At 72.1% G+C, this 16,611-nt stretch carries 15 protein-coding genes; 8 read left to right on the top strand and 7 right to left on the bottom strand.

Annotated features, from left to right (window positions below):
• Positions 1-870 (top strand): NAD(P)-dependent oxidoreductase (locus tag MBSD_RS00260; protein WP_082306390.1); only part of this gene is annotated, 870 nt, incomplete at its 5' end.
• A 114-nt stretch (positions 871-984) separates the two neighbouring features.
• On the opposite strand, the gene MBSD_RS00255 is transcribed toward MBSD_RS00260, so the two are convergent.
• From MBSD_RS00255 to radC, 3 genes are all read right to left on the bottom strand, one after another.
• Entirely contained in the window at positions 985-1,596 is a 612-nt protein-coding gene (locus tag MBSD_RS00255) for an SPOR domain-containing protein (protein WP_062533957.1), read from the bottom strand.
• Positions 1,596-3,281 (bottom strand): arginine--tRNA ligase, encoded by a 1,686-nt coding sequence (argS, locus tag MBSD_RS00250; RefSeq protein WP_062533955.1) that lies wholly within the window; start codon positions 3,279-3,281, stop codon positions 1,596-1,598. Before argS ends, MBSD_RS00255 begins: the two co-directional genes overlap by 1 nt.
• Positions 3,282-3,728: 447 nt before the next feature.
• Complete coding sequence (gene radC / locus MBSD_RS00245) at positions 3,729-4,397, bottom strand: RadC family protein (RefSeq protein WP_062533953.1); 669 nt, start codon at positions 4,395-4,397, stop codon at positions 3,729-3,731.
• Positions 4,398-4,525: 128 nt separating this feature from the next.
• On the opposite strand from radC, the gene coaBC reads away from it, so the two are divergent.
• Genes coaBC through MBSD_RS00230 form a run of 3 tightly spaced genes read left to right on the top strand, consistent with a single transcriptional unit; the run spans position 4,526 to position 8,583 of the window.
• Positions 4,526-5,749, top strand: coding sequence for a bifunctional phosphopantothenoylcysteine decarboxylase/phosphopantothenate--cysteine ligase CoaBC (coaBC, locus tag MBSD_RS00240; RefSeq protein WP_062533951.1), 1,224 nt, complete (start codon positions 4,526-4,528; stop codon positions 5,747-5,749).
• Positions 5,746-6,201 carry a dUTP diphosphatase gene (gene dut, locus MBSD_RS00235; protein WP_062533949.1) on the top strand — a complete coding sequence of 152 codons (456 nt, stop codon included), beginning with the start codon at positions 5,746-5,748 and terminating at the stop codon, positions 6,199-6,201. The genes coaBC and dut overlap by 4 nt, the downstream gene beginning before the upstream one ends.
• An 18-nt stretch (positions 6,202-6,219) precedes the next feature.
• Complete coding sequence (locus MBSD_RS00230; RefSeq protein WP_082306389.1) at positions 6,220-8,583, top strand: phosphomannomutase/phosphoglucomutase; 2,364 nt, start codon at positions 6,220-6,222, stop codon at positions 8,581-8,583.
• A gap of 30 nt (positions 8,584-8,613) precedes the next feature.
• Here MBSD_RS00230 and MBSD_RS00225 read toward each other — a convergent pair whose 3' ends face one another.
• Entirely contained in the window at positions 8,614-9,267 is a 654-nt protein-coding gene (locus MBSD_RS00225) for a hypothetical protein (RefSeq protein WP_062533948.1), read from the bottom strand.
• A 61-nt stretch (positions 9,268-9,328) separates the two neighbouring features.
• Positions 9,329-9,982: an orotate phosphoribosyltransferase gene (gene pyrE, locus MBSD_RS00220; protein WP_062533946.1), complete on the bottom strand. Its 654-nt coding sequence runs from the start codon at positions 9,980-9,982 to the stop codon at positions 9,329-9,331.
• Between the two features lie 140 nt (positions 9,983-10,122).
• On the opposite strand from pyrE, the gene MBSD_RS00215 reads away from it, so the two are divergent.
• From MBSD_RS00215 to MBSD_RS00205, 3 genes are all read left to right on the top strand, one after another.
• The gene (locus MBSD_RS00215) at positions 10,123-10,893 is read left to right on the top strand and encodes an exodeoxyribonuclease III (protein ID WP_062533944.1); all 771 of its coding nucleotides are present in this window, start codon (positions 10,123-10,125) and stop codon (positions 10,891-10,893) included.
• Positions 10,894-10,897: 4 nt separating this feature from the next.
• The gene (locus tag MBSD_RS00210; protein ID WP_237071705.1) at positions 10,898-12,142 is read left to right on the top strand and encodes an AmpG family muropeptide MFS transporter; all 1,245 of its coding nucleotides are present in this window, start codon (positions 10,898-10,900) and stop codon (positions 12,140-12,142) included.
• 72 nt (positions 12,143-12,214) lie between these two features.
• Positions 12,215-12,520: a hypothetical protein gene (locus MBSD_RS00205; RefSeq protein WP_237071704.1), complete on the top strand. Its 306-nt coding sequence runs from the start codon at positions 12,215-12,217 to the stop codon at positions 12,518-12,520.
• Between the two features lie 7 nt (positions 12,521-12,527).
• Here the strand turns inward: MBSD_RS00205 and MBSD_RS00200 are convergent, their stop codons facing one another.
• Together MBSD_RS00200 and MBSD_RS00195 are read right to left on the bottom strand one after the other, a co-directional pair.
• Positions 12,528-13,646, bottom strand: a complete 1,119-nt coding sequence (locus tag MBSD_RS00200) for an anhydro-N-acetylmuramic acid kinase (RefSeq protein ID WP_062533940.1) — start codon at positions 13,644-13,646, stop codon at positions 12,528-12,530.
• A gap of 2 nt (positions 13,647-13,648) precedes the next feature.
• On the bottom strand, positions 13,649-15,013 hold the full coding sequence (locus MBSD_RS00195; RefSeq protein ID WP_237071703.1) for an OapA family protein: 1,365 nt from the start codon (positions 15,011-15,013) through the stop codon (positions 13,649-13,651).
• A gap of 257 nt (positions 15,014-15,270) precedes the next feature.
• Between MBSD_RS00195 and tyrS the strand changes: the two genes are divergently transcribed.
• On the top strand, positions 15,271-16,485 hold the full coding sequence (gene tyrS, locus MBSD_RS00190) for a tyrosine--tRNA ligase (RefSeq protein WP_062533936.1): 1,215 nt from the start codon (positions 15,271-15,273) through the stop codon (positions 16,483-16,485).
• Positions 16,486-16,611 lie beyond the last annotated feature (126 nt).

The raw sequence follows: 16,611 nt of genomic DNA, 5'->3' as shown, positions 1-16,611 counted from the left end.
ATGACGCAACTGAAAGCGGGATTCATCGGGCTGGGCGCGATGGGCGCCCCCATGGCGCGCCACCTGCACGCGCGCGGCCTGCTGGCCGCGGTGGGCAATCGCACGCGGGCGAAGGCCGAGGCGTTGGCCCGCGAGCTCGGCGTCGCCGCGCCGGCGACGCCGGCGGAACTCGCGGCGCGCTGCGAGGTGATCGCGTTGTGCGTCACCGCCGACGCCGACGTGTTGGCGACGGTGGATGCGCTGGCACCGCACCTGCGGGCGGGCGCGATCGTGATCGACCACTCGACGGTCGCGCCGGACACGGCGAAGCGGGCGGCGGCGGTGCTGGCGGCGGCCGGCGCGCAGTTCCTCGACGCGCCGGTATCGGGCGGCGTCGAGGGAGCGAAGAACGGCAAGCTGTCGGTGATGGTGGGCGGCGACGCCGCGGCATTGGAGCGCGCGCGGCCGGCGCTGGAAGCCTACGCGCTGCGCATCACGCACATGGGGCCGGTCGGCGCCGGCCAGGCGACCAAGGCGATCAACCAGGTGCTGGTCGCCGGCATCGCGCAGGCGGTGTGCGAAGGCCTGGCGCTGGGCGAGGCGCTGGGCCTCGAGCCCGAGCGCCTGCTGCCGACGCTGGGCGCGGGCGCGGCCGGCAACTGGTTTCTGGAGAAGCGCGGCGCGACCATGCTGCGCAACGAGTTCGCGGTCGGCTTCAAGCTCGGCCTGCTGCACAAGGATCTCGGCATCGTGCGCCGCATCGCCGAGGCGGCCGGCACCGATCGCAGCATCGTCGAGAAGTCGCTGGCCGACTATGCGGAGCTGATGGCGCGCGGCCACGCCGACGAGGACATCTCGGCGCTGATCCGCCTCAAGCGCAGGCCCGCCTGACGCGCGCCGCGCCCACCACGTCTGCGCGCGGGCGCGGTGGGCGCCCCGAAGCCGCTCGGGCACCCGTCCTTCCCGCGCGAGCGGGAATCCATCGAGTCGTCCGAGCCCCGATTCTCAGTCGCTTTCCTTCAACGCGATCGCGCGGATGCCGGCGCCGGCCAGCTTCTGCTTGGTCGCCTCCAGCTCGCTGGCAGAGCGGAACGGGCCGAGCCGCACGCGGTGCCAGGTCTGGCCGTTGATCGTCACCGGTTGCACGCTGGCGACGAAGCCCTGCAGCGCCAGCTTGGCCTTCATGCCGTCGGCGTCGGCGGCGTTGGGGAACGAGCCGACCTGCAGCAGGTAGCCGCTGGTCGCCGGCGGCGAGGTCGCGCCCGCCGGCTGCTGCTGGCGCGCCTGCGCCTCGGCGCGCGCCTTGGCGGAGATCTCGGCGTCGGGGATCACGACCTCCTTCTCCGGCAGCACCGAGTAGAAGTCGTAGGTCGGCTTCTTCTTCGCCGCTTCCGCCTGCTGCGCCTGGTCGGCGACGCCCGGCTCGCTGGCGCGCGGCGCGCTGGCCTCCGGATTGGGGGCGGGCACGTCGTGGCGGCGCAGCGCCGGCGCCCAGTCCTTCACCAGCACCACCGCCGACAGCACCAGGCCGAGCAACACGCCGAGGCACAGCCAGACCCAGGCCGGCCAGCCGCCGTTGCCGCTGCGTACCGCCTGCTTGCCGCGTTTTGCCGCCATCACATGCTCTCCGGGGCGCCGACGCCCAGCAGGGCCAGTCCGTTCGCCAGCACCTGCTTGGTCGCCATGGCCAGGGTCAGGCGCGCGTCGCGCAGGTCCGCATCGTCGACGATGAACTGGTGCGCGTTGTAGTAGGTGTGGAAGGCGTAGGCGAGGTCGCGCAGGTACTGCGCCACCAGGTGCGGCTCCAGGTTGGCCGCCGCCGCCTCCACGATCTCGGGGTAGCGCGACAGTTCGACCATCAGCGCGTTCTCGTGTTCCGTGTCCAGCCGGCCGAGGTTGGTCAGGCCGTTGTCGCGATTCCAGGCCAGGCCCTTCTCGCCGAGCTGGCGCTGCACGCTGCACACGCGGGCGTGCGCGTACTGGATGTAGTAGACCGGGTTTTCGTTGGTCTGCGCGCGCGCCAGGTCGATGTCGAAGGTGAGCTGCGAATCCGGCTTGCGCGCGATCAGGAAGTAGCGCGTGGCGTCGCGGCCGGCCTCGTCGATCAGGTCGCGCAGGGTGACGTAGCTGCCGGCGCGCTTGCTGAGCTTCACTTCCTCGCCGCCGCGCATCACCGTCACCATCTGGTGCAGCACGTACTCGGGCCAGCCCTTCGGGATGCCCATGTCCAGCGCCTGCAGGCCGGCGCGCACGCGTGCCAGCGAGCCGTGGTGGTCGGCGCCGAGCTCGGTGATCGCGCGTTCGTAGCCGCGCTGCCACTTGGTCAGGTGATAGGCGACGTCCGGCAGGAAGTAGGTGTAGCTGCCGTCCGACTTGCGCATGACGCGGTCCTTGTCGTCGCCGAAGTCGGTGGTCTTCAGCCACAGCGCGCCGCCTTCCTCGTAGGTGTGGCCCATCGCCACCAGCCGGCGCACCGTCTCCTCGACCTTGCCCTCGGTGTACAGCGAGGACTCGAGGTAGTAGACGTCGAAATGCACGCCGAACGCCTTCAGGTCGAGGTCCTGCTCGCGGCGCAGGTAGGCCACGGCGAAGCGGCGGATCGCGTCGAGGTCGTCGGGATCGCCCTTGCCGACCACGTCCTGCCCGTCGGCGTGCACCGATTCGCGGTCGAGGTAGGCGCGGGCGACGTCCTTGATGTACTCGCCGCGGTAGCCGTCCGGCGGCCAGGCCGCGTCGTCCGGCGCGATGCCCTTGCAGCGCGCCTGCACCGACAGCGCCAGGTTGTGGATCTGCGCGCCGGCGTCGTTGTAGTAGAACTCGCGCGTCACCGCCCAGCCGGTCGCCTCGAGCAGGCGCGCCAGGCTGTCGCCGATGGCGGCGGCGCGGCCGTGACCGACGTGCAGCGGGCCGGTGGGGTTGGCGGAGACGAACTCGACGCCGGCGCGGCGGCCGCCGCCGCTGGCGCTGCGCCCGTAGCCGGCGCCGCGCGCGAGGATGGCGCGTAGCTCGCCGTGGTAGGCGGCGGCGCCGAGGAAGAAGTTGATGAAGCCGGGGCCGGCGATCTCCACCTTGGCCACCGCCGGCGAGGCCGGCAGCGCGGCGCGGATCGCCTCGGCCAGCTCGCGCGGCTTGCGGCCGGCGGGCTTGGCCAGCAGCAGCGCGGCGTTGCAGGCGAAATCCCCGTGCTCCTTGCTGCGCGCGCGCTCGATCACGAAGGCGGGCGGGTCGATGGCGGGCAGGGTGCCGTTCTGCCGCAGCGCGGCGAGCGCCTGCAGCACGAGTTCACGCAACTGGTCTTTCACGGGTCGGGAACGCCGGGGTTGAACCGCGCATGCTAGCGCAGCCGCGCGGCGCGCAGAAGCCGCGGCCACCGCGCCCGGCACGCCGCACCGCCTGTGGATAACTGTGTGGATGAGTCCGGCGGAGACGGCCGCAGGCCCCGGCGGGAGTCCCTCGCGGCGCGGCGGTGGGAAATAAAATATTTGTACAACAAAAAGTTGCAAAACTATCGAGACAAATGACTGGAATCGTGCGGCCCAAGCGCATGAGCGACGGCGTTGTGCATAACTCGAAGCGAACCGCAACGGTCACTCGGCTGTCACAGCGGATGCCTAGGCTGTAACGACTCGACGGCACCCCTCCGTCGGGCGGGGCTCCCCACCCCTCTCCAATGCAGTGGCAAGGCAGCGACGGCGCGGCGGTGACACCCGCGCCGTTTTTTTTTCGCCCGCGGGCGGATGCCCGCGACCCTACAGCAGCCCCAGCGCCGCCATCGACACCGGCGGGCCCGCGCCGATCACCAGATGATCGAGCACGCGCACGCCGACCAGGCCGAGCGCCTCGCGCAGCTCGCGGGTGATGGCGCGGTCGGCCGCGCTGGGCTCGGCGACGCCGGAGGGGTGATTGTGGGCGAAGATCACCGCCGCCGCGTTGTGCTTCAGGCAGGCGCGCACCACCTCGCGCGGATGCACGGCGGCGCCGTCGAGCGTGCCGCGGAACAGCTCCGCGCAGGCCAGCACGCGGTGGCGGTTGTCGAGGAACAGGCAGAGGAATGCCTCGTAGGGCAGGTGGGCCAGACGCGCCTTCAGGTAGGCGGCGCTGTCCTGCGGGCTGGCGAGCGGCGGACCGCGCTGCAGCTCCTCGGCGAGACAGCGCCGTGCCAGCTCCAGCGCCGCGGCCAGGCGCGCGCGCTTGGCCGGGCCGAGGCCGCGCGTGCCGGCGCCCGCATCGGCCGCCAGCAGCGCGCCCAGGCCGCCCGCCCCGGCGAGCAGCTCGCGGCCCAGCGCCACCGCGCTCTTGCCGCGGATGCCGCTGCCGAGCAGCACCGCCAGCAGCTCGGCATCGGCCAGCGTGGCGGGGCCGTGCGCCAGCAGCTTTTCGCGCGGACGTTCGTCGGCGGGCCAATCGCGGATGCTCATCGGGGGAAGGTACTCGCCGGCTGGGCCGAGAGGCGCGCAGTTTCGGCGCGCGGCGGCGCGCGCGACAGCGGGCGTTGGGAACGATTCCGGTAAGCTAGCGCGGTTCCCCTGCGTCGGACCCGTCCTACATGAGCGTGCCCGCCCTCGCCAAGCGCCGCATCCTGCTCGGGGTGTCCGGCGGCATCGCCGCCTACAAGGCCTGCGAACTGGTGCGCCGTCTGCGCGACGCCGGCGCCGAGGTGCGGGTGGTGCTGACGGCGAATGCCGAGCGCTTCGTCACCGCGCAGACCTTCCAGGCGCTGTCCGGCCAGCCGGTGCGCAGCGGGCTGTGGGACGCGCAGGCGGAGGCGGCGATGGGCCACCTCGAGCTGGCGCGCTGGGCCGAGCGCATCGTCATCGCGCCGGCCTCGGCCGACGTGATCGCGCGTCTCGCCCACGGCCTCGCCGACGACCTGCTGACCACGCTGTGCCTCGCCAGCACCGCGCCGCTGGCGGTGGCGCCGGCGATGAACCATCGCATGTGGCTGCACGCCGCGACGCAGGCCAACGTGGCGACGCTGCGCGCGCGCGGCGCCGCCGTGCTCGGCCCGGCCGACGGTCCGCTGGCCGAGGGCGAATCCGGCCCGGGCCGGCTGCTCGAGCCGGAGGCGATCGTCGCCGAGTTGGCGCGCCTGGACGGCGGCGGCGCGCTGGCCGGCCTGTCGGTGCTGGTCAGCGCCGGCCCGACCTACGAGGACATCGATCCGGTGCGCTTCATCGGCAACCGCAGCTCCGGCCGCATGGGCTTCGCCATCGCCGAGGCGGCGGCGGCGCAGGGCGCCGCGGTCACGCTGGTCGCCGGGCCCGTGCATCTGCCCACCCCGCCGGGCGTCGCCGAGCGCATCGACGTGCGCAGCGCGCGCGAGATGCGCGAGGCGGTACACGCCGCCGCCGCGCACTGCGACATCTTCGTCTCCGCCGCCGCGGTCGGCGACTACCGGCCCGCCGAGGTCAGCACGCACAAGCTGAAGAAGAGCGGCGACGCCGGCCTCGCCCTCGCGCTGGTGCAGAACCCGGACATCCTCGCCGAGATCGCGGCGCTGCCGCGACGGCCGTTCCTGGTCGGTTTCGCCGCCGAGACGCGCGACGTCGACGCCTACGCGCGCGGCAAACTGGCCGCGAAGGGCGTCGACATGATCGCCGCCAATCGCGTCGGCGACGGCGCCGGTTTCGAGAGCGAGCGCAACGCGCTGCACCTGTACTGGCCGGGCGGCGACGTCGCGCTGGCCGAGGCGCCGAAACGCGAACTGGCCGACGCGCTGCTGGCGCGCGTCGCCGAACGCTACCGCCGCACGCGCACGGAGCACGCATGATCGACGTCGAGCTGAAGGTGCTGGACCCGCGCCTCGGTACGGAAATTCCCCTGCCCGCGTATGCCACCGACGGCGCCGCCGCGATGGACCTGCGCGCCGCGCCGCCGGCGCCGCTGGCGCTGCAACCCGGCGCCAGCGCGCTGATCCCCACCGGCATCGCCATCCACCTCGGCGATCCGCGCTGGTGTGCGCTGATCCTGCCGCGTTCCGGGTTGGGACATAAGCACGGCATCGTGCTCGGCAACCTGGTCGGCCTGATCGACGCGGACTACCAGGGGCCGCTGATGATTTCCTGCTGGAACCGCGGCGATGCGGCTTTTACCATCGCTCCGGGCGATCGCATCGCGCAGCTGATGTTCGTGCCGGTCGGCCGCGCGCAGTTGCGCAGGGTGGAAGCCTTCGCGCCGAGCGCGCGCGGCGAGGGCGGATTCGGCTCCACCGGCGTCGGCTGAACCACGCGGAGGCAACGCATGAACGCATCGGCGAAGGCGCAGCGCACCTCTCCGGCAAGGCCGCGTCCCGCGCTGTCGGCCGAGGCGCTGCGGCGGCTGCTGCCGCTGGCGGGCGCCACGCTGCTGCTGGCGCTGGCCGCGTTCGCCGCCTGGCAGGGCTGGCTGATCCGGCGGGATGCGGAGACGCGCGCCGGCATCGAGGGCGTGCGACAGGCCGCCGTGCAGGCGCTGACCAAGACGATCGCCGGCGAGCGGACCCGCGTCGTCCGCGCGCTGCAGGATCCCGAACTGCTCGCCGCGCTGCGCCAGGGCGACGCCGAAGGCCGCGCCGCGGCGATCCAACGCGCGCGCCTGCTGCTGCCGGACGCCAGCGTCGAGTTCTACGGCGCCGATCTCGGCGAAGTGCTGCACGCCGACTTCGCGCGCTTCGGCTACGCCAAGGCGGCGCAGCTGACCGAGGCGCTGAGCAGCGGCGCGCCGGCGCCGATGCAGACGCGCGGGCTCGGCGACAAACGCCGCTTGACCTGGGCGCTGCCGGTGGTGGCCGGCGCGCAGCGCGTCGCCCACGCCTGGGTGGAACTGCCTTTCGCGCCGGTGCGCCAGCGTTTCGAAGCGCTGCCGACCGGCCATGGTCGCCTCGAGCTGCGCCAGGGCGACGGCCGCGGCGACATGCTGCTGCTGGCGAGCGGCGGCGACGACGGCAACCTGTCGGAGGACGTGGGCGTGCCGGTGCCCGGCAGCGCGTTGCGCGTGGCCGCCGCCATGCCGGCGTATTTCCTCGTGCTGCCGCGCTCGTTGCCGCTGGCGCTGGGATTGGCGGCGTTGTGCCTGTTGGCCGGCATGGCGCTGCTGTGGATGCGCGGCGCGGCGATCCTGCGCGCCCGCGGCAAAGGACTTGTCTCGAAGGAGGAACCGACGTTGGCCGAAGTGATCCGTGAAACCCCCAAGCCCGCCGCGCGCCCTGCGGCGGCGGCGACGCCCCCCGCGGCAGCGGCCGCGCCCGTCACGGTCGACCGCAGCATCTTCCGCGCCTACGACATCCGCGGCGTGGTCGGGCAGTCGCTCAGCGCCGAGGTGGCGCGCCTGATCGGCCAGGCGATCGGCAGCGAGGCGCGCGACCGCGGTCTCGAGGAAATCGTGGTGGGTCGCGACGGCCGCCTGTCTGGTCCGGAGATGGCCGGCGCGCTGATCGAGGGCCTGCGCGCCGCCGGCATGCACGTGATCGACGTCGGCGCGGTGCCGACGCCGGTGGTGTACTTCGCCGCCTACGCGCTGAACGTCGGTTCCGGCGTCGCCGTCACCGGCAGCCACAACCCGCCCGACTACAACGGCTTCAAGATCGTGCTCGGCGGCGAGACGCTGGCCGAGGACGCCATCCAGGGCCTGTACGCGCGCATCGCCGAGCACCGCCTGCGCGACGGCCAGGGCAGCGTGCGCACGCTCAACGTCAGCCACGACTACATCGACCGCATCGCCTCCGACATCCAGACCGAGCGCCGCCTGAAGGTGGTGGTCGACTGCGGCAACGGCATCCCGGGCGCGATCGCGCCGCAGGTGCTGCAGAGCATCGGCTGCGAGGTGATCCCGCTGTACTGCGAGGTCGACGGCACCTTCCCCAACCACCACCCGGATCCGTCCGACCCGCACAACCTGGCCGACCTGATCCTGGCGGTGCAGCGCATGGGCGCCGATCTCGGCCTCGCCTTCGACGGCGACGGCGACCGCCTCGGCGTGGTCACCCGCGAAGGCGAGATCATCTATCCGGACCGCCTGCTGATGCTGTTCGCGATCGACGTGCTGACGCGCAACCCGGGCGCGACGATCATCTACGACGTCAAGTGCACCGGCCATCTGCAGCCGGTGATCCTCAAGCACGGCGGCAGCCCGGTGATGTGGCGCACCGGCCATTCGCTGATCAAGGCGAAGATGAAGGAGACCGAGGCGGCGCTGGCCGGCGAGATGAGCGGCCACTTCTTCTTCCGCGAGCGCTGGTACGGCTTCGACGACGGCATCTACGCCGCGGCGCGGCTGCTGGAGATCGTCGCCGGCGACCTCGAGGGGCGCAGCCCGACGGAGATCTTCGCCACCCTGCCGAAGGGCGTGTCCACGCCGGAACTGAAGATCGCCATGCAGGAGGGCGAGCATTACCGCTTCATGGAGCGCTTCCGCGCGCAGGCGAAGTTCGACGGCGCGCGCATCACCACCATCGACGGCGTGCGCGCCGACTGGCCGGACGGCTGGGGCCTGGTGCGCCCGTCCAACACCACGCCGGTGCTGGTGCTGCGCTTCGACGCCGACGACGCCGACGCGCTGGCGCGCATCCAGCAGGCGTTCCGCACGCAGTTGCTGGCGGTGGATGCTTCGCTGAAGCTGCCGTTCTGAAACGGGCCGCGCGCCCCGGCGGGGCGCGCCTCAGCCGCCGCCGTAGGCGTCCTGCTGCCGGGCGCGCAGTTCGCGGTAGTGCGCCAGTTCCTGCGCGAGGCGCGCCGCCGTCGCCTCGCGTTCGGCGCGGTGCTGCTCGAGGGTGCTGCGTTCGTCGGTGACCGCCTGGCGCTGCGCGGCGATCTGGTCGGCGACGAACTTCGGCACCGGCTTGCCGCTGTGCTCGATGTCGGCGGCGTGCGCCAGCAGGTCGGCCAGCGCGCGTTCCTGGTTCTTCAGGTTCAGCTCGTCGGTGCGGATGTTCTGGTCGAGCGAGGCGAGCTGCTCGCGGTGCGCGATCTGCAACGACTCCTCGGTCGGATAGGCCGCCAGCAGCTGGCGGTCGCGGCGCGTCTGTTCGTCGGCGGCGCGCTTCGCGGCGGCGGCCTGCTCGGCAGCGGCTTTCGCCGCCTTCAGTTGCTCGGGCGTGCGCGTGCCCTCGACGTGACGGATCAGCAGGCCGCGGTCGTCGACCACGTCGTAGCCGCTCTTCAGGGCGTCGGCCGGCAGCAGGTCGGCGTAGTGCAGTTCGCCCTTGGCGTCGCGCCAGCGGAAATGCTGGGTGGGGTGCGGTCCGTTCTGCGCGGCGAACGCGGGCAGGGCGAGGATGAGCGAGAGCGCGGCGACGGGCAGGGACTTCGGCATGGAGGCACCTCGGGTCGGGGCGAGTATAGGACCGGCGACTCCAAGCAAGATGCGCGCCGCGTCACGCGCCGTCGGCCACGCCGTAGCGTTCGCGGTAGCTCAGCAGGCGTGGACGTTCCGCGGCCAGTTCCGGACGCAGCGCGGCATACGCCAGGATGTCGGCCAGGCGGGCGATCGCCAGCACCGGGATGCCGTGGTCCGCGGCCAGCTCCTGCGCCGCCGAACGCTCGCCCTGGCCGCGCTCCTGGCGGTCCAGCGCGATCAGCACGCCGGCCGGTTCGGCGCCTGCCGCGCGGATCAGCGCCAGCGATTCGCGCACCGCGGTGCCGGCGGTGATCACGTCGTCGACGATCAGCACGCGGCCCTTCAGCGGCGCGCCGACCAGCGTGCCGCCCTCGCCGTGGTCCTTGGCCTCCTTGCGGTTGTACGCCCACGGCACGTCGCGGCCGTGATGCTCGGCCAGCGCGATCGCGGTGGCGGCGGCCAGCGGAATGCCCTTGTAGGCCGGCCCGAACAGCATGTCGAAGGCGAGCCCCGACTGTACCAGCGTCGCCGCGTAGGCGCGGCCGAGCCGGGCCAGCGCCGCGCCCGAGGCGATGCGGCCGAGATTGAAGAAGTACGGGCTCAGCCGGCCCGACTTCAGGGTGAACTCGCCGAAGCGCAACACGCCGCGTTCGAGCGCGAGGTCGAGGAAGTCGCGTTGGTGGTCGAACATGGGACGGGAGGGAGATGGGGGACGGGAGACGGCGGCGATCATAGCAACCGGGCGGCCACGGCATGTCCCGTCCCATCCGGCTGCGGCGAAGCGCACGCCGATTCGGCTACTCTTCCTCCGTCTCCCGTCCCCCGTCTCCCATGAGAATCGTCACCTTCAACGCCAACGGCATCCGCTCGGCCGCCGCGAAAGGCTTCTACGACTGGCTCGGCAAGCAGCGCGCCGACGTGGTCTGCCTGCAGGAAACCAAGGCGCAGGAGCACCAGCTCGGCGACGGCGTGTTCCGCCCGAAGGGCTATCACTGCTTCTTCCACGACGCGCGCAGCAAGAAGGGCTACAGCGGCGTGGCGGTGTACGCGAAGCGCGAGCCGGACGCGGTGCTGAACACGCTGGGCTGGGAACCGTTCGATGCCGAGGGCCGCTATCTCGAGGCGCAGTTCGGCAACCTGAGCGTGGTCTCGCTGTACGTGCCGTCCGGCTCCTCCGGCGAGGAGCGCCAGCAATTCAAGTTCAAGGTGATGGACTGGCTGCTGCCGATCTTCGACCGCTGGCTGGCCAGCGGCCGCGACTACGTGCTGTGCGGCGACTGGAACATCGTGCGCAGCGAGCTGGACATCAAGAACTGGAAGTCCAACCAGAAGAACTCCGGCTGCCTGCCGGAGGAGCGCGCCTGGCTGAACGCGCTGATCGAGCGGCGCGGCTGGATCGATACCTTCCGCACGCTCAAACCCCAGGCGGTCGAGTACACGTGGTGGTCCAACCGCGGCAACGCGCGCGCCAACGACGTCGGCTGGCGCATCGATTACCAGATCGCCACGCCGGGCCTGCGCAAGCGCCTGAAGGCGTGTGCGATCTACCGCGAGCAGCGCTTCTCCGACCACGCGCCGTACACGGTCGACTATGCCGACTGAGGCCGTGTCGCCGGCCGCCGCGCCGCGTCTCAACTGGCGCCTGCTCAGCGTCGGCCTGCTGGGCTTCTCCTCCGGCCTGCCGCTGGCGCTGTCCGGCAGCACGCTGCAGGCGTGGTTCACCACCGCCGGCCTGAGCCTGAAGGCGATCGGCTGGATCACCTTGGTCGGCCAAGCCTACGTGTTCAAGTTCCTGTGGGCGCCGCTGCTGGACCGCCTGCCGCTGCCGTTCCTCGGCCGCCGCCGCGGCTGGATCCTGTCGATGCAGCTCCTGTGCGCCGCGGCGCTGGTCGGCATGAGCCTGCACACGCCACAGGACGCGGCCGCCACGCTCGCCTTCATCGCCGTGCTGTTGGCGTTCGCCTCGGCCACCCAGGACATCGCCTACGACGCGCACCGCACCGACCTGCTGCCGCCGGCCGAGCGCGGCTGGGGCACGGCGCTGGCGCAGGGCGGCTACCGCCTGGCCATGCTGGTGTCCGGCGCGCTGGCCCTGATCCTGGCCGATCATCTCGGCTGGGCGCTGGTGTACCGGCTGATGGCGGCGCTGATGCTGGGGGCGGCGTTGGTCACGATGCTGTCGCCGGATGCGCCGGACGAGCGCCCGACGCGCAGCTTCGCCGAGGCGGTGGCGCTGCCCTTCGTCGACTTCTTTCGGCGTTACGGCGCGCTGGCGTTGGGCTGGCTGGCGCTGATGGTGCTGTACAAGCTGTGCGACGCCTTCGCGCTGTCGCTGTCGACCACCTTCCTGCTGCGCGTGCCGCAATTCTCGCTGACCGAGATCGGCACCGTCAGCAAGACCTTCGGCCTGGTCGCCGGCCTGCTCGGCGCGCTGGCCGGCGGCTGGGCGGTCACGCGCATGCGCCTGTACCGCGCGCTGATCGTGCTGGGCATCGCCCAGGCGCTGGTCAACCTCGGCTACATCTGGCTGGTGCACAGCGGGCCGAACCTCGCCGCCATGGCCGCGGTGGTCTCCGCCGAGTATTTCTTCAGCGGCCTCGGCAGCACCGCCTTCGTGGTCCTGCTGACCGCGCTGTGCAACGTGCGCTTCTCGGCCACGCAGTACGCCCTGCTGTCCTCGCTGTCGGCGGTGGGCCGGGTGTTCCTCGGCCCGATCGCCGCCTGGCTGGTGCCGCAGGTCGGTTGGTCGCTGTTCTTCGTGATCACCGCGCTGTCGGCGCTGCCCGGCCTCGCCCTGGTCTGGGCGCTGCGCGGGCCGATCATGGCGGCGGAGCAGTCGCGCGCGACCTGAGCTCGGCGGTGAAATCGCCGGCGGATTCGGCCACAATCGGCGCACAGGGGCAGCTGCGGGAGGACCACGCGGGTGCCGGACATTCTGGTGCGCGACATCGACGAGGCGTTGGCCGAGCGCATCATGGCGCTGGCGCGCGAGCGCAAGTGGTCGATCAACGACGTGATCCTGCACGCGTTGCGGCACGGCCTCGGGCTCGGCGGCGAGGATCTCAGCCTGCGCGAGGTCAACGACATCGCGCGGCTCGCCGGCACCTGGGACCACGACGAGGCGGCCGCCTTCCGCGAGGCGATGCAGGCGCTCGAGCAGATTCCCGAGAGCACGCTGGCGCTGCTGACGCAGGCCGGCGCGAAACCGCCCGGCAAGCCGAAGCCCTGACGCGCCTTCAGCGCGGCGCGTACCAGCCGCCCAGCACGCGCGGGCCGCTGGCGCCGGTGACCGCCGGCAGGTTGCCGGTGCGGCCTTCCAGGCGCGCGTGCGCCAGCCAGGCGAACGCCATCGCCTCGATGTAGTCGGGATCGAGGCCGAGCAACGCCACGCTGCCGATCGAGCGCGGCGCCAGCGCGCGCCGCAGCGCCGCCATCAGCACCGGATTGTGCACGCCGCCGCCGCAGGCCAGCACCTCGTCGGCGTCGGCGGCGTGCGCGTCGATGGCCTGCGCGACGCTGCGCGCGGTCAGCTCGACCAGCGTCGCCTGCACGTCTTCCGGGCGCGGCGCGGCGCCCTGCAGGCGCCGCTCCAGCCAGTCCATCTGGAAATGCTCGCGGCCGGTGCTCTTCGGCGGCGGCAGCGCGAAGTAGGCGTCGTCCAGCAGTCGCGCCAGCAGCGCCTCGTCGCAGCGGCCGCGCGCGGCGAACGCGCCGTTGCGGTCGAACGGCGCGCCGAGGTGGCGCTGGCACCAGGCGTCCAGCAGGCCGTTCGCCGGGCCGGTGTCGAAGCCGATCACGCTGCCGTCGGCGCCGAGCACGGTGATGTTGGCGATGCCGCCGAGGTTCAGCACCACGCGCGCCATGCCCGGCCGCGCCAGCAGCGCGGCGTGGAAGATCGGCAGCAGCGGCGCGCCCTGGCCGCCGGCGGCGACGTCGGCGCGGCGGAAGTCGGCGACGGTGGCGATGCCGGTGCGCTCGGCGATCACGTTGGGGTCGCCGAGTTGCAGGGTGAACGGCGTCGGCCCGGACGGACGGTGGCGCAGCGTCTGCCCGTGCGAGCCGATCGCGCGCACCGACGACGCCGGCACGCGCGCGCGCGCCAGCAGCGCCTCGGTGGCGTCGGCGAAACAGCGCGCGATCTCGACGTCCAGCGCGCCCAGTTCGTCCAGCGTGGTGGCGCCGTCGCCCTGCGCCAGCGCAAGCATGCGCGCGCGCAGCGGCTCCGGCCACGGGTGGGTGATCGCGGCGAGCAGCCGCGGCGCGCCGCCGAAGGCGGCCAGCACGGCATCGATGCCGTCGGCGCTGGTGCCGGAAATCAGGCCGACGTAGAGCGCGGAGGAAGCAGGCGACGCCACGATCAGCGGCGGTCGCTGCGGTTGTCGGCGCTCGCCAGCTGCGCGCGGCCGTCGACGGCCTGGATGCGCGCCAGCAGCGGCGCGTTCTGGCGCTTGAACTGCGCCAGTTGCGCGGCCGGCAGCGGCTCCGGCTTCGGCAGGGTCACCGTCAGCGGATCGCGCTGCATGCCGTTGACGCGGAACTCGTAGTGCAGGTGCGGACCGGTGGCGAGGCCGGTCATGCCGACGTAGCCGATGATCTGGCCCTGGTGCACGCGCGAGCCGACGCGCTCGCCGGGCGCGAAGCGCGACATGTGGCCGTAGGCGGTGCTGATCGTGCCGTTGTGCTGGATCACCACGAAGTTGCCGTAGCCGTTCTCCCAGCCGCGGTACTTGATCACGCCGTCGCCGGCGGCGTAGATCGGCGTGCCGGTGGGCGCGGCGTAGTCGACGCCCTTGTGCGCGCGCATGCGGCCGAGGATCGGATGCATGCGCGCGGCGGTGAAGCGCGAGGAGATGCGGGTGAAATCGACCGGCGTGCGCAGGAACGACTTGCGCAGCGGGCGCCCGTCCTCGCTGTAGTAGCCGACGTCGCCGTTGGGCGACTCGAAGCGGTAGGCGGTGTAGCGCCGGCCTTGGTTGAAGAACTCGGCGGCGACGATGTTGCCCTCGTGCAGGTATTCGCCGTCGCGGTAGACGTCGTTGTAGATCACCGTGAAGCTGTCGCCGGGGCGCAGGTCCTGGGCGAAGTCGATGTCGTAGCCGAACACCTTGGCCAGCTGCAGGATCATCGCGTCGCTCATGCCGGCCTGGCTGCCGGCGTCGAACAGCGAGTTCTCGATGACGCCGTGGGCGATGTGCTCGCGGCGCTCGACCGCGCGCGCCTGCGCGAGCGCGCGCACCTGGCCGGCGTCGAAGCGCAGGGTCACGCGCGTGGCTTCGTCGCGGTCGAAGCGCAGGCCCTGCAGCGTGCCGTTGCCGTCCAGCAGGAAGGCGAACTCGTCGCCGGGGTGGATGCGGCGCAGCGCCTGGCCGTCCCGGTCCGCGTCGAGCACGCGCTGCAGGTCGGAAGGCGAGAGGCCGAGGCCGTGGAAGATGTCGGCGAGCGTCTGGCCGGGCTGCACGCGCACGGTGCGCCAGTCTTCCGGCGGCGCCTGCGGCTTCTGCGCGGCCGGCGGCAGCGGCGGCACCGGCAGCGCGAGCCGGGTATGCGCGGGCGCAGGCGGATCGCTGCGCATCGCGCTTGCCCAGGCCGGAATCACCACCAGCGTCAGCAGCACCAGCAGCAGCGCGGTGCCGCCCAGCACCCAACGCTCGCGATGCCAGCGGATCGGTGCCGCGCCCGCACGGCATACCGACCAGTGCGCGCAGTGCGTGTAGAAATGCATGTGCCGCCGCTGCGCCTTGCGCCGGATCGCCCGGCGGCGTGCGCTATGTGCGGCCTGGCTCGGCCCCTCGCCCATCGTTCTTGTCGCCTAAGCCCGCAAACGGCGCGTACCATACTCATGTCGCGGAAAGCGCGTCAACGCCATGATTCGCAAGGCTTTGCGCTGGTTCACGCGATTAACGCACAATTAACGCCGGCGTCTCCCGCCGACGCCGTCCGGCGCCGCGACGAACGGGACGCCATCACCCCGAGGAACGTATGACGGAACACCGCGATGCGCTTGCGCTGATCCAGCGTGGCGCCGACGAGATCATCAAGCTCGAGGACCTCGCCGCGCGCCTCAAGCTCGGCCGGCCGCTGCGCGTCAAGGCGGGCTTCGACCCGACCGCGCCCGACCTGCATCTCGGCCACACCGTGCTGCTGAACAAGATGCGCCAGTTCCAGGAACTCGGCCATCAGGTGATCTTCCTGATCGGCGATTTCACCGGCATGATCGGCGATCCCACCGGCAAGAACGCCACGCGCAAGCCGCTCACGCGCGAGGACGTGCTCGCCAACGCCGCGACCTACGCCGAGCAGGTCTACAAGGTGCTCGACCGCGAGCGCACCGAGGTGCGCTTCAACTCGGAGTGGTTCGGGCCGATGCCGGCGGCGGACCTGATCCGTCTGGCCGCGCAGCACACCGTGGCGCGCATGCTCGAGCGCGACGACTTCGCCAAGCGCTACCGGGCCGAACAGCCGATCGCGATCCACGAGTTCCTCTATCCGCTGGTGCAAGGCTACGACTCGGTGGCGCTGAGGGCCGACGTCGAACTCGGCGGCACCGACCAGAAGTTCAACCTGCTGGTCGGCCGCCAGTTGCAGGAGCACTACGGGCAGCCGCCGCAGATCGTGCTGACGATGCCGCTGCTCGAAGGCACCGACGGCGTGCACAAAATGTCGAAGTCGCTCGGCAACTACATCGGCATCAACGAGCCGCCCAACGAAATCTTCGGCAAGGTGATGCGCATCTCCGACGCGCTGATGTGGCGCTACTACGAGCTGCTGTCGTTCGAGGCCACGCTCGACGAGGTCGCGCGCATGCGCAGCGACGTCGAATCGGGCCGCGCCAACCCGCGCGACTGCAAGATGCGCCTGGCGCGCGAACTCGTCGCGCGCTTCCACGGCGCGGCGGCCGCGGAAGCGGCGGTGCGCTACTGGCACGAGGTGGTGCAGGGCGGCGGCGTGCCGCAGGACCTCGCCGTGCAGGACATCGCCGTGCCGGCGGAAGGCATGCGCATCGGCGCGCTGCTCAAGGCCGCCGGGCTCGCGCCCAGCACGTCGGAGGCGATGCGCAAGCTGGCCGAGCGCGCCGTGCGCGTCGACGGCGAGGTGGTGACCGATCGCGAGCGCGTGTTCCGTCCCGGCGCCGAATGCCTGTTGCAGCTCGGCAAGCGCGGCTACGCGCGCGTCCGCCTCACCGCGGCGGGCTGACCCCTTCCGGCATCGCCGCGCAGCGGCTATGATCTTCGACCCGCTTGCCGAAACGGTCGGTGGGCGTCGATATCCGCAGCCGCGAGGTGTTGACGGACCGGAAAAGGGATGTAGAATGTTTGGCTC

The sequence above is a fragment of the Mizugakiibacter sediminis genome (assembly GCF_000953855.2).
Taxonomy (GTDB): Bacteria; Pseudomonadota; Gammaproteobacteria; order Xanthomonadales; family Rhodanobacteraceae; genus Mizugakiibacter; species Mizugakiibacter sediminis.
Note: the sequence above shows the minus strand (reverse complement) of the source record. Positions and strands in the feature narration are given on the sequence as shown.